The 13,390-nt window shown below is 52.9% G+C and carries 12 protein-coding genes; 10 read left to right on the forward strand and 2 right to left on the reverse strand.

Annotated elements, in window-relative coordinates; all coding sequences use genetic code 11:
• Positions 1-270: IS5/IS1182 family transposase (locus tag OGY18_RS17040; protein WP_032256280.1), on the reverse strand; the 270-nt coding region annotated here is incomplete at its 3' end.
• Positions 271-614: 344 nt separating this feature from the next.
• Here OGY18_RS17040 and pgaA point away from each other — a divergent pair.
• The 6 genes from pgaA (at position 615) to OGY18_RS17070 (ending at position 7,539) form a co-directional block, all read left to right on the forward strand.
• A complete protein-coding gene (gene pgaA, locus OGY18_RS17045; RefSeq protein WP_003825533.1) occupies positions 615-3,077 on the forward strand; it encodes a poly-beta-1,6 N-acetyl-D-glucosamine export porin PgaA in 2,463 nt (820 codons plus the stop codon).
• Positions 3,078-3,086: 9 nt separating this feature from the next.
• Positions 3,087-5,108 (forward strand): poly-beta-1,6-N-acetyl-D-glucosamine N-deacetylase PgaB, encoded by a 2,022-nt coding sequence (gene pgaB / locus OGY18_RS17050; RefSeq protein ID WP_003825535.1) that lies wholly within the window; start codon positions 3,087-3,089, stop codon positions 5,106-5,108.
• The gene (gene pgaC / locus OGY18_RS17055; protein WP_003033859.1) at positions 5,105-6,439 is read left to right on the forward strand and encodes a poly-beta-1,6-N-acetyl-D-glucosamine synthase; all 1,335 of its coding nucleotides are present in this window, start codon (positions 5,105-5,107) and stop codon (positions 6,437-6,439) included. The genes pgaB and pgaC overlap by 4 nt, the downstream gene beginning before the upstream one ends.
• Entirely contained in the window at positions 6,436-6,942 is a 507-nt protein-coding gene (gene pgaD, locus OGY18_RS17060; protein ID WP_003825542.1) for a poly-beta-1,6-N-acetyl-D-glucosamine biosynthesis protein PgaD, read from the forward strand. The genes pgaC and pgaD overlap by 4 nt, the downstream gene beginning before the upstream one ends.
• An 82-nt stretch (positions 6,943-7,024) precedes the next feature.
• Positions 7,025-7,255 carry a 4Fe-4S mono-cluster protein YjdI gene (yjdI, locus tag OGY18_RS17065; protein WP_003825544.1) on the forward strand — a complete coding sequence of 77 codons (231 nt, stop codon included), beginning with the start codon at positions 7,025-7,027 and terminating at the stop codon, positions 7,253-7,255.
• A gap of 11 nt (positions 7,256-7,266) precedes the next feature.
• Positions 7,267-7,539, forward strand: coding sequence for a GNAT family N-acetyltransferase (locus tag OGY18_RS17070; protein WP_003033869.1), 273 nt, complete (start codon positions 7,267-7,269; stop codon positions 7,537-7,539).
• Between the two features lie 42 nt (positions 7,540-7,581).
• Here OGY18_RS17070 and OGY18_RS17075 read toward each other — a convergent pair whose 3' ends face one another.
• On the reverse strand, positions 7,582-8,511 hold the full coding sequence (locus OGY18_RS17075) for a LysR substrate-binding domain-containing protein (protein WP_003825551.1): 930 nt from the start codon (positions 8,509-8,511) through the stop codon (positions 7,582-7,584).
• A 390-nt stretch (positions 8,512-8,901) separates the two neighbouring features.
• On the opposite strand from OGY18_RS17075, the gene OGY18_RS17080 reads away from it, so the two are divergent.
• From OGY18_RS17080 to OGY18_RS17095, 4 genes are read left to right on the forward strand one after another with little or no spacing between them, the layout of a single operon-like run.
• Complete coding sequence (locus OGY18_RS17080) at positions 8,902-9,507, forward strand: ankyrin repeat domain-containing protein (protein ID WP_038633392.1); 606 nt, start codon at positions 8,902-8,904, stop codon at positions 9,505-9,507.
• A gap of 15 nt (positions 9,508-9,522) precedes the next feature.
• On the forward strand, positions 9,523-10,422 hold the full coding sequence (locus tag OGY18_RS17085; protein ID WP_082190868.1) for an oxamate carbamoyltransferase subunit AllH family protein: 900 nt from the start codon (positions 9,523-9,525) through the stop codon (positions 10,420-10,422).
• Positions 10,400-11,947: an acyl-CoA synthetase FdrA gene (gene fdrA, locus OGY18_RS17090; protein WP_063940924.1), complete on the forward strand. Its 1,548-nt coding sequence runs from the start codon at positions 10,400-10,402 to the stop codon at positions 11,945-11,947. The genes OGY18_RS17085 and fdrA overlap by 23 nt, the downstream gene beginning before the upstream one ends.
• Positions 11,947-13,365 carry a YlbE family protein gene (locus OGY18_RS17095; protein ID WP_063940925.1) on the forward strand — a complete coding sequence of 473 codons (1,419 nt, stop codon included), beginning with the start codon at positions 11,947-11,949 and terminating at the stop codon, positions 13,363-13,365. The genes fdrA and OGY18_RS17095 overlap by 1 nt, the downstream gene beginning before the upstream one ends.
• The last annotated feature ends 25 nt before the right edge of the window (positions 13,366-13,390 follow it).

The raw sequence follows: 13,390 nt of genomic DNA on the forward strand, positions 1-13,390 counted from the left end.
AAACAGGCGCATGGAGGCGATTTCGTACAGGGCATCTTCCATGGCACCGTCGCTCAGGTTGTACCAATGCTGCATGCAGTGAATACGCAGCATGGTCTCCAGCGGATAGGGCCGTCGGCCATTGCCCGCCTTGGGATAAAACGGCTCGATGACAGCGGTCATATTCTGCCATGGCAGAATCTGCTCCATGCGGGAGAGGAAAATCTCTTTTCGGGTCTGACGGCGCTTAGTGCTGAATTCACTATCGGCGAAGGTGAGTTGATGGCTCATGATGTCCCTCTGGGATGCGCTCCGGATGAATATGATGATCTCATATCAGGAACTTGTTCGCACCTTCCTTAGGATAATCTAGTCTAAAATGCTTTTTTGCCTAAGGCTTTTCTTATTACGTAGCCACGAACTACGCAGAGTGATAAAATTCACAAGTTTATGCCTCCTATCCAACGATTAGAGGACGAGGCACAGGTAGTCAATAAGACGAAAGAATTAATATCTTCATAACCCTATTACGAAATAAGCGGTAGTGCATCTTACATGGTCGGCAACTGTCAGGGATTGACCGTAACTTATTGAAAACGCTTATTTTTACTCTGATGTAAGATATAAGGGCAGATATGTTCAGTATGCGTCGACATGCCAACTTCATTAAACGTTTTAAGTCTGTAAGCTGTTTATTTACGGCAAGCGTTCTTTTCCCTATGCAAATCTCAGCAGCAGTATCAGATTATGACGCTTTGGTTATTGAAGCGCGAGGTGGTAATAGTGCGCCGCTATTGCACTACCTTGAGGATCAGGGAAAGAAAAGTGCGCTAACGCCAAATCAGGTTGCCGACTGGCTGCAAGTTTCTGGTTGGGTTGAGAACAACGATAAAACTACCATTGAAATCTGGCAGCGGTATCGTGGGCAGATGGATGTGCCTGCGCGCGGCAAAGTCGCCGCTGCACGTGCGTACCGTAACCAGAAAAACTGGAATGATTCATTGGCGGTGTGGGAAAGCGTTTTACAGGAAGAGCCTGATAACGTGGATGTACGCACCGGCTGGATAATGACGTTGGCGGATGCGCGCTACAACCAACAAGCCCTTACTGAAGCGAATAAATGGGCTCAGGCACATCCGGGCGCAGATTCCGACGCGCTACTTGCCTACGTATATCATTCTCAGGGGAAAAACTGGGATGCGCTGTTGGTTGCCAGCCAGGCGGATGATGTTGATCCAGGCAATAAAAATGCAAAATCCACGCTGCTATCTGCGCTGTCGGCGAACCGCGTTTCCGGACCCGCTTTAAATATGGCGGAGGTCGTTCCCACGGCTGATCCAGTGAAGCGCCGTCTTGAGCTTGATGCGGCGGCCGAAATGGTCCGATCCTCTTATACGTCCGCACGTAATGAAGAAGAACGTTTTATCGTAGCGGATAAAGCGTTGGCCCGTTATGACCAACTATTGGCGGCCTGGAAAGATGAGCCGTCTGCGCAGAATGATGTCCGTCGGGCGAGAATTGACCGTATGGGTGCCCTGTTGGTGCGTAAGCGTACTGCCGAAGTGATTGATGAGTATGACTCCCTTTCTGCAAGCGGTGAAGTACCAAACTATGCAAAACGCTGGGTGGCATCAGCATGGTTAAGCGAACGTCAGCCGGAAAAAACCGAAGCGATGCTGGCGAGCATCTTCTACCCGAATGGACCTATCCCGGTGACGCCGCTCAGTCCTGAGGATCAACAAGATCTGTTCTACGCGCACATTGATAATGAAAACTTCGATGCTGCCAAAAAACAAGTCGATGATTTGATCAAAGAGAGTCCGTATCTGCGGCGTATCTATGGCTCGCCAACGCCGCAGCCTAACGATAACTGGCTGCTCGGACAGTCGCTACTGACGCAATATCATATCGCTGCCAATGAACTGCCAGAGGCAGAAAAGCTCGCAGAGCATCTGGCACGAACAGGCTCTGGTAACCAGGGATTGCGCATATCTTATGCCTCTGTGCTTGAAGCGCGTGGATTGCCGCATGCGGCGGAGAAAGAGCTTAAGCTGGCGGAAGTAATTGAGCCAAGCAACCTGGAGCTGGAACGTCAGCAGGCTTACGTTGCACTGGATCTTCAGGAGTGGAAACAGGCAGATGAACTGACGGATGACGTTATTGCCCGTAGCCCGGATGATGAAGCGACGCTGCGCCTCGCGCGTATTCGTGATGTCCACAAAATGTCGGAAGTGCGTATTAGCGGAACGCAGGGGATCTCGTCCGATAGCCCGGTCAGCGGTAAGAATGACTTCAACATCAACACGGCTATTTACAGTCCGCCGATTAATGACAACTGGCGACTGTTTACCGGATTCAACTTCGCTACCGGTGAATTTGAGGAAGGGAAGGGCATCAGCCGCGATCTGGCGGCGGGTGCAGAATGGACTTCCCGTGATTACTGGGCGGAAATGGAAGTGTCTGGCCGAAATTATGGCGATGGGCAGAAGATTGGTGGGCGTCTATCCGGCTGGCATGACTTCAATGACAACTGGCGCGTTGGTGGTTCGGCCGAGCGCCTCTCTCGCAATACCCCTTTGCGCGCGCTGCGTAGTGGCGTGTATGCCAACGGCGGCGATATGTTTGTTCGCTGGTATCAAAACGAACGACGTGAATATCAACTGTCGTTTGCCGCATCACATTTCTCGGACGGTAACGATCGCATCGAATACGGACTCAGCGGAAAAGAGCGCATGTGGACCACGCCACGCTTCACGCTGGACTTTACGCCGGGCATTGGCGGGAGCACCAACACCAAAGAAAATGTGCCGTATTACAACCCGAAGAGTGATTTTTCGGTTGTCCCTGGCCTGAGCGCAGAGCAGGTTCTTTACCGCCACTATGATACCGTCTGGACGCAGCAAGGTCTGGCTGGCGTAGGTGGCTACTGGCAGCAAGGTGAAGATGCAGGCGCTATCGTCCAGGTGGGATACGGGCAACGGCTTAAATGGAACAACGTCGTAGACGGCGGGGTGATGCTGATTTGGGATAAACGCCCCTATGACGGTAAACGTGAGCGGAATATCTCCCTCGCTTTCGATTTAAATGTCAGGTTTTAAGGATTGTTCATGCTGAAAAGATGCCTGTGGCTTAGCGCATTAATCGCTGGCTGGTTGATGATTACCGCGTGCAGCAGCGCGCACAATACAACGCCTCGCTATGTTCCTCCCGGGGAGAGAACACCGCTGACGGCGGATCATCCGTGGCCGAAAAATAGCTTTCTGGTGCTCGGCTACCATGATGTGGAGGATGGTGCAGCCGACCAGCGCTACCTCTCTGTGCGTACCAGCGCGTTGAGCGACCAAATGGCCTGGCTGCGTGATAATGGCTATCAGCCGATCAGCGTGCAGCAAATTCTGGACGCCCATGACGGTAAAATTGTACTGCCGGAAAAAGCGGTATTACTCACCTTTGACGACGGGTATAGCAGTTTTTATACCCGCGTCTGGCCATTGCTGAAAGCCTACAACTGGCCTGCGCTCTGGGCGCCAGTAGGCAGTTGGGTTGATGCGCCAGCCAACAAAAAAGTCGATTTTGGTGGCTTAATGACCGCGCGAGACAAATTCGCCACCTGGAAAATGGTCGAAGAAATGGGGAAATCGCCGTTGGTGGAAGTCGGTGCGCACACCTGGAACTCGCACTTTGGCGCTGAGGCCAACCCGCAGGGGAGTAAAGAGCCCGCTGTGGCGAACCGCCTGTATGATAAGAAAACTGGCACTTACGAAACGGACGAACAGTACACACGACGTATTAACACGGATATCTCTCTGATCACTAACAAGATCAAAGCGGTGACCGGAAAATCGCCGCGTGCGTGGGTATGGCCTTACGGCGCAGCCAACGGTACAACGTTAAACCTGGCCAAAGAGCATGGCTATAAGATGGCCTTTACGCTTAATGAGGGGTTGGCGAATGCCGCGTTTCTCGACGATATTCCGCGCGTGCTGATCTCTGATAACCCATCCCTTAAGCGCTTTGCCAGTCAGGTCGCTCAGGTCCGTGAACCACAGACGATGCGCGTGATGCATGTCGATCTGGATTACGTGTATGACAAAGACCCTGCTCAGCAGAAGCGAAATATCGATAAGCTGATCCAGCGCGTTTATGACATGCGTATTTCTCATGTCTTCCTGCAGGCGTACGCCGATCCGCAGGGCGACGGGAATATTCGTGAGGTCTATTTCCCCAACCGCTGGCTGCCGATGCGTGCCGATCTCTTTAACTATATCTCCTGGCAGTTACAAACGCGGGCTGGGGTGACGGTGTATGCCTGGATGCCGGTTCTGGCTTTCGATCTCGACGCGTCCATTCCACGCGTAACCGCATGGGATCCGAAAACGGGACGCACTGCTATCAATCACGAAAACTATGTTCGTCTCTCGCCCTGGGACAGCGAAGCGCGCAAACGCATCACTGAAATCTATGAAGACCTGGCGAAGCACGCCAGCTTCAAAGGTATTTTGTTCCATGACGATGCTTTCCTGACGGATTTTGAAGATGCGTCACCGGAGGCGTTAGCCGCCTACCGTGCCGCAGGGCTTCCAGGCAGTATCGAGCAAATACGTAATAATCCTCAGGCGTTCGAGCGCTGGACTCGCCTGAAAAGTAAGATGCTTATTGACTTCACCAAACAACTGACCCGGACGGTGCGTAATATTCGCGGTCCACAGGTGCAAACTGCGCGCAATATTTACGCCATGCCGGTACTGGAGCCTGAAAGTGAAGCATGGTTTGCACAAAACCTGAATGATTTCCTCAATACCTATGACTGGACGGCGCCGATGGCGATGCCATTCATGGAACAAATCCCGGCCAATGATGCCAACGCATGGCTTGACCGACTGGTGAATGCCGTTGCACAAACCCCTGGGGCGCTGGATAAAACCGTGTTTGAACTGCAGGCACGAGACTGGCGTAAATCCGGGGATCAGGCTGAAATCAGCGGAAAACAAATAGCCGAATGGATGCGCCAGCTGAAATTAAGCGGTGCAGGTAACTACGGCTATTACCCGGATGATTTCATCAGCGACAAACCTGAGATGTCAGAGATTCGCTCGACGTTCTCCTCATACTGGTATCCGCAAAAATGACCGATCGCATTATTGCTTTCCTGATACTTTGCCTGATGTTCAGCCTGCCGTTTGGCGTGGCTGTCATTTTTACAGGTGAAGTGATGTTGAACTTCGTCTTCTTCTGGCCTTTGTTCATGTCTGCTTTGTGGATAAGCGGCGGGGTCTATTTCTGGTTTTACCGTGAACGTCACTGGAAATGGGGAGATGACACGCCACCACCAACTCTGCCGGGGAATCCACTGGTTTCCATTCTGATCCCCTGTTTTAACGAAGGGATCAACGCGCGTGAAACCATTGAGGCAGCACTGGCACAGCGATATAAGAATATCGAAGTGATCGCCATCAACGATGGTTCGACGGATGACACTCACGACGTGCTGGAACAACTGGCAGTGGAATACCCCAGCCTACGGGTGATTCATCTGGCTGAAAACCAGGGTAAAGCGCTGGCGCTCAAGACCGGTGCGGCCGCGGCGCGCAGTGATTACCTGGTGTGTATTGATGGCGATGCGTTACTGGATCGTGATGCCGTTGCCTATATTGTGGCTCCGCTGATCCAGTTCCCGCGCGTTGGTGCGGTGACGGGGAACCCGCGTATTCGAACCCGCTCTACGTTAATCGGTCGTGTGCAGGTCGGTGAGTTCTCTTCCATTATCGGCTTAATTAAGCGTACTCAGCGAGTCTATGGGCAGATCTTTACCGTTTCCGGCGTAGTTGCGGCGTTTCGTCGTCGCGCGTTGGCCGAGGTCGGTTACTGGAGCCCGGACATGATCACCGAAGATATCGATATCAGCTGGAAGCTGCAATTGCGCCACTGGTCGGTATTCTTTGAGCCGCGCGCTCTGTGCTGGATCCTGATGCCTGAAACATTAAAAGGGCTATGGAAGCAGCGTTTGCGCTGGGCGCAGGGTGGTGCAGAGGTGTTTATCGTTAACATGCGTCGCCTGTGGTCGTGGGAGTTCCGCCGCATGTGGCCGCTGTTTCTTGAGTTCTGTTTTTCTACCGCCTGGTCGTTTGCCTATGCGATCAGTATCGTGCTGTTCCTGTTAGGGCTGATGATCCCGATGCCGGACTCGCTGTATGTACAGCATCTGTTCCCGCCAGCCTTTACCGGACTTATCCTCGGCGTGGTGTGCTTGCTGCAGTTTGCGGTGAGCCTGATGATTGAACGACGCTATGAAAAAGGCATTGGCGCCTCGTTGTTCTGGATTATCTGGTTCCCGGTGGTGTACTGGATGCTAAGCCTGTTCACCACGCTGGTCGCGTTCCCGAAAGTGATGCTCAAACGCAAACGTGGCAGAGCGCGTTGGGTGAGTCCTGACCGCGGTATTGGGAGGATCGAATCATGAACCAGCCACTGATCTTCACGGAGCGGCGTTTGCTGCCGCGCATCATCGATGTGTTGTTGACGGCCATCGCATGGGTTGGATTTATCTATTTGATCTATAAAGGGCTGATCACAGCCCTGGCGCATTCGCCGTATATGGGGGTGCGACCCTTTTTCACCACGCTGGATACGGTCACGTTTTATATCCTTGTCGCCCTGGTCAACGGCCTGGTGCTGATTGGCTGGGCGAAGTACAACCAGTTTCGTTTTCGGGTCGAACGCCGCAGTCGCAGACCCGGGCTTGAAGACCATGAGCTGGCAGAAAGTTTGCGTATTACCCGGGAGCTGGTTACGGAACTGAACAAGGCGAGGGTGCTGACGGTCCACCATCATGAGAATGGCGAAATCAGTCATATCGATGTGGACAGGGATATTGCCGATAACCGCCTCCCGCCGCCGACGCCTGCGATGCTGGAGTATTTGCCGCCAGAGCCGCAGCCGTCGATACAGAAAAAGCCTGAATGATATTTCTGCTTTCAGCCACTTCCTTCAGCCTCGCATAGGTCTATGATTAGACCCAGACAATAAAAAAATGCGAGGCAATGTCGTGGATAAGGAACTACTGGATGCAGGTTACCGGGCCTATACCGGCGAGAAGATTGACGTCTACTTCAACACGGCGATGTGTCAGCATTCGGGCAATTGCGTGCGGGGAAGCGCGAAGCTGTTTAACCTGAAACGTAAACCGTGGATTATTCCGGATGAAGTGGACGTTGCCACGGTCATCAAGGTCATCGATACCTGTCCGAGCGGTGCGCTGAAATATCGCCAAAAATGAGTGAGGGAAGCATGGAAATTCTTGCAGGCCATAACAAGTTTTATGTCAATGATGCTGAGGGCAACCAAGTTGCCGAGATTGTTTTCGTGCCGACGGGCGAGCATCTGAGCATCATTGAACATACCGATGTCGATCCCAGCCTGAAAGGTCAGGGCGTCGGCAAACAGCTGGTGGCGAAAGTGGTAGAGAAGATGCGCGCTGAAAACCGCAAAGTTATTCCGCTGTGCCCGTTTGCCAAACATGAATTTGATAAAACCCGCGAGTACGACGATATCCGCGCCTGATTATCTTATATGCACTGGAAGGTATAACAGCCATCCGGTGCATCACGCCCGATGCAGTAAATCCTGATAAATCCCCGTCAGTATCCCTTGTGGGCCAAACTCTTTTTTAATCCACTGAGTGACACGACCGGTTGCCGAATGCTGGGTTGCCAAAAGCATTCGTGAATCCTGACGTGGGTTGTGGATCTGCCGTGTCACCAGCAACGACTTTTCCATCGCCTCGCGCACCATATAGTCTGGCAGAAAACCGATTCCCTCCCCCAGGATCTGGCACTGGCACTTGGTATTAAAATCGGGAACCAGAATCGACTCTTGACCGTGTAACAGCCAACCAACCTTCTTGTTGATGGTGTGTGCGGTGTCTTCCACCATGATGTTCGGGTACAGGCGCAGTTGGCTCTCAGAGATGGGTTCAGGCATAAACGCCAGCGGATGATCCGGGGCAATCGCAAATGACCAACGGATCGCGCCGATCTCGGTGTAATCAATTCCGCCGCCGTCCAGTAATGTATCGGGCGCGCCAATGGCGATATTGGCCAGGTTATTGATGATCGAATCCCAGACGCCGTTATACACCTCTGTAGTGACGGTTATCTGGCAGGTTGGAAACTGTTTCTTGAGTACCTGCAGCAGCCGCGCCGTATGTTGAGGGGTATACAATAGCTGGTTAATGCAGATGCGCACCCGAGCCTCAATTCCCTGAGCGATGGTATCAATGCTGCGCTTGATGGCGTGGAAATCGTTGAGCAGGTCGGTCGCCTTGCGAAACAGGTAACGCCCGGACTCGGTCAGCTCAATGCTGCGAGTACTGCGGGTAAACAGCACCACGTCGAGACCCATTTCCATGCGCTTAATGGTGTAACTAATTGCCGATGTGGTTAAGCCAAGCTCCTCCGCCGCCTTGCTGAAACTGCTATAGCGGGCAGCCATCGTAAATGCCAGTAGGTTTTCCTCGGTAAATATTGAATTCATCTTTCTCCCCTCCGGCAACAATGCGCATCCGCAACACGATGATTGTTGAATGTATTTGTAATCCTTATACAGAGCAATCAGTTTTGAACAGAATTTAACACTAGTTTTACATTTGGTTTGAAGGCAATCACACTTCTGTATTTTAATTGCAGGCCGCTATCCGTGCAGCATACCGCCTGATTTCCCGGACTACTGATTAGTGGCTAAAAGGGCCACAGCTATAAGGGAAAGATTGCACTACAGCACGTTTTGTCCTCATTGTTAAAATTGATTCAATAATCGATGCGCTAACGATGAATGAAATTTAAGCGGATGTTATTCTCTGCACTCTGTTGCTATTCTCAGGTTATCGGATATTTAAAAAGTCTAAAAAACTGCAGGAGAGCGATTATGTCAGAGAAAGAACTCATTACTGAATTTCTGCTGGCGGCAGAACAGGGCAATGCCGATGGATTAAAATCCTGTCTGGCAAAAAATGTGGATATTAACGCCACCAACCGCCAGGGGCGAACTGCCATTATTATTGCCAGCCTGAATAAACATTATGACTGTGTTTCTTTATTGATTGCTGCGGGTGCCGATATTAATAAACAAGATCAAACTTGTTTTAACCCCTTCCTGATTAGCTGCCTGACGAATGATTTAACGCTGTTGCGTACGGTATTACCAGCTAACCCCGACCTCAATTGCCTGAGCCGTTTTGGCGGCGTCGGTATTACGCCAGCCAGCGAAAAAGGCCATGTCGAGATCGTGCGTGAGCTGCTGCTGCGTACCGATATCAATGTCAACCATACTAATTTTGTTGGCTGGACGCCGCTCCTGGAAGCCATTGTGCTGAATGACGGCGGTGCGAAGCAGCAGGAGATCGTTAAGCTGCTGCTCGACCATGGCGCAAACCCGCACATGACGGATAAATACGGTAAAACCCCGCTGGAACTGGCGCGAGAGAAAGGGTACCACGAAATTGCCGAGCTGCTGATTGCGGCCGGAGCCTGACACAGGAGCGCCATTATCGCTACGCCATTACGGCGATGCGTACGGGCGCTAACCGCAGACGGCGCGTTTCTCACTTTCCGGGGAACGGGACGGGTTGAACAGGTTTTTTCCCACGCGGTAAACCTGTTGATACCCGAACAGCAGCGGATGTTGACGTTACTGAGTGAAGATTGTGATAACGCACCTAACAGCTGTCGGGTGGCGCTGACGCATTGTGAAGACCTGTTTCACCCCGGTGAGCGGGTCAGTTTTAGCGGGTCGGGAATAGTTGTTGGCAATGATAAATGGATAGAAACCGCAGGTTGCCTGCTGTGGCGAATACCACGGTGGACATCTGATGCAGCAAGCCTTGCCGCAGTCGGCTGGCAGCATTGGGAAGAGGTTATCCGCCAACAGCTAAAAAGCGACGACACATTATTTCTGTACCGGGGTGACAACCCGTTTTATCAGGAAATCACCCGTCAATTACTCAACCGCCGACAAACATTACTGACGGCGTTGCGTACAGGAGAAAATATTACTACGGCGGTCAGCCATTTAATTGGTTTGGGGATAGGGCTGACGCCCTCGTCGGATGATTATTTAGTAGGTTTAAGCACCATTTTATTTATTCCCGGACATCCGCTGAGGAAATATCGAGACGATTTTTTAGCAGCATTACAACGTGCCGGAAATAATACAACGCTACTCAGCAAAATAACGCTAGAGGAAGCATTTAATCAGCGTTATCGGGAAAGCATCGGACGGCTGCTGAACCAATTTATTACTGAGCAACAACCCGTTTCTACGCAATATATTACTGACATTAAAAATATCGGCTCAAGTTCTGGCTGCGACATGCTGTATGGCATGGCGGATGCCTGCGCCCTGAGCCACAGGTCCGGAGGGAATTATGTCGATCAGGATAGTTGTTAAAAAGAACACGTATTTTGATTCTGTCTCACTGATGTCTATCTCTACGCGCGCAAATAAGCTCGATGGCGTTGAGCAGGCATTCGTGGCTATGGCGACAGAAATGAATAAGGGCGTGCTGAAGAATCTCGGCCTGCTGACGCCTGAGCTGGAAGAGGCGAAAAGTGGCGATCTGATGATTGTCATTAAAGGTGCCAGCGAGGCGGCGAACGACCAGACGCTGGTGGCGATTGACGATCTGTTTACGCATAAAGAGCAGGGTGGCCAGCATGAAGCGCACTATGCCACGCTTGCCAGCGCGAAGAAGCATGTTCCTGACAGCAATCTGGCGGTGATCTCGGTCAATGGCCTGTTTGCCGCGCGTGAAGCGCGTCAGGCGCTGCAAAATAACCTCAATGTGATGCTGTTCTCTGACAACGTCTCTCTTGAGGACGAGCTGGCGCTTAAGCAGCTGGCGCATGAAAAAGGGCTGTTAATGATGGGGCCCGATTGCGGAACCGCCATCATTAACGGTGCGGCGCTGTGTTTTGGCAACGCGGTGCGTCGCGGCAACATCGGAATTATTGGTGCCTCCGGTACCGGCAGCCAGGAGCTGAGCGTACGCATTCACGAATTTGGCGGCGGGATTTCCCAGCTAATTGGCACAGGTGGACGCGATCTGAGTGAAAAGATTGGCGGCCTGATGATGCTTGACGCGATTGGCATGCTGGAGGCCGATCCGCAAACTGAGATCATCGCACTTATCTCCAAACCTCCTGCGCCAGCGGTGGCGCACAAGGTGCTGGAACGTGCACGCGCCTGTCATAAGCCCGTGGTGGTGTGTTTCCTGGGCCGTGAAGCCGCGCCTGCGGATGAAAAAGGCCTGCAGTTTGCCCGCGGTACTAAAGAGGCGGCGTTGAAAGCGGTACTGCTGACCGGCGTGAAAAAAGAGAGTCTGGATCTGCATCCGCTCAACTGGCCGCTGATTGAAGAGGTTCGCGCCCGTCTGACTCCACAGCAAAAGTACATCCGTGGCTTGTTTTGTGGCGGCACGTTGTGCGATGAGGCGATGTTTGCTGCCATGGAAAAACATGCCGAAGTTTACAGCAACATTCATCCGGATCCGGCGTTCCGCCTGAAAGATCTCAACCGCAGCGTGGCGCATACCTTCCTGGATTTCGGTGATGACGATTTTACCAATGGCAAACCGCACCCGATGATCGATCCCACCAACCGCATTAGTCGTCTGTTGCAGGAAGCGCGCGATCCTGAAGTTGGCGTGATCGTGATGGACTTCGTCCTTGGATTTGGATCACATGAAGATCCGGTTGGCGTGATGCTCGATGCGATCGTTGAAGCCAAAGCGATCGCCGCCGCAGACGGTCGTCCGCTTGAGATCCTCGGCTATGTGCTGGGAACCGATCTTGATACGCCGTCGCTGGAAAAACAGTGTCAGATGCTGACCGACGCCGGGGTTATCTGGGCGAGCAGTAGCACCAACACCGGATTGCTGGCGCGTGAATTTATCTGTAAAGGGGAGGAAGCCTGATGAGCCAGACACTGTTTAACCAGCCGCTGAACGTGATTAACGTTGGCATCGCAATGTTCAGCGATGACCTGAAAAAGCAGAACATACCGGTGACCCAGCTCGACTGGACGCCGCCGGGGCAGGGCAACATGCAGGTCGTGGCCGCGCTGGACGACATTGCCGATTCGCCGCTGGCAGACAAAATCGCGGCCGCTAACCAGCAGGCGCTGGAACGTATTATCCAGTCGCATCCGGTACTGATTGGCTATGACCAGGCGATCAACGTCGTGCCGGGCATGACCCGTAACACCATCCTGCACGCCGGGCCGCCAATCCGCTGGGAAAAAATGTGCGGCGCAATGAAGGGGGCGGTAACCGGGGCGCTGGTCTTTGAAGGGCTGGCGAAAGATCTGGATGAAGCCGCGGAACTGGCCGCCTCGGGTGAAATCATCTTCTCTCCGTGCCACGAGCATGACTGTGTCGGCTCGATGGCGGGCGTGACATCGGCATCGATGTTTATGCACATCGTCGAGAACAAAACCTACGGCAACCGCGCATATACCAATATGAGCGAGCAGATGGCGAAGATCCTGCGCATGGGCGCGAACGATCAGAGCGTTATCGATCGTTTGCACTGGATGCGCGATGTGCTGGGACCGATGCTGCGCGACGCTATGAAGCTGGCGGGCGAAATCGATCTGCGTCTGATGCTGGCGCAGGCATTGCACATGGGTGATGAGTGCCATAACCGCAACAACGCCGGGACGGCGCTGCTGATTCAGGCGCTGACGCCGTGGATTATTCAGACCGGCTATCCGGTTGAGCAGCAACGTGAGGTGTTCGAGTTCGTCCTTAGTAGTGATTACTTCTCCGGACCGACCTGGATGGCGATGTGTAAAGCCGCAATGGACGCTGCACACGGTATTGAATACAGCACCGTGGTGACGACGATGGCGCGCAACGGCGTTGAGTTCGGTCTGCGCATTAGCGGTTTACCGGGCCAGTGGTTTACTGGCCCGGCGCAGCAGGTGATAGGACCGATGTTTGCGGGCTACAAGCCGGAAGATTCCGGACGTGATATCGGCGATAGCGCGATTACCGAAACCTACGGCATTGGCGGTTTCGCTATGGCGACGGCGCCGGCCATCGTGGCACTGGTGGGCGGTACGGTCGAAGAGGCCGTTGATTTCTCTCGCCAGATGCGTGAAATCACTCTCGGCGAAAACCCCAACGTCACCATTCCGCTGCTTGGTTTTATGGGCGTACCGACCGCTATCGATATTACGCGCGTAGGCAGCACTGGCATTCTGCCGGTGATCAACACCGCTATTGCGCACAAAGACGCGGGGATCGGCATGATCGGCGCCGGAATAGTTCACCCGCCGTTCGCCTGTTTTGAAAAGGCGATCCTCAACTGGCGCGACCGCTACTGCCAATAACAATAACCGGGGCTAACGCGGTTAG

The sequence above is a fragment of the Citrobacter sp. Cpo142 genome (assembly GCF_030332425.1).
GTDB lineage: Bacteria > Pseudomonadota > Gammaproteobacteria > Enterobacterales > Enterobacteriaceae > Citrobacter > Citrobacter portucalensis.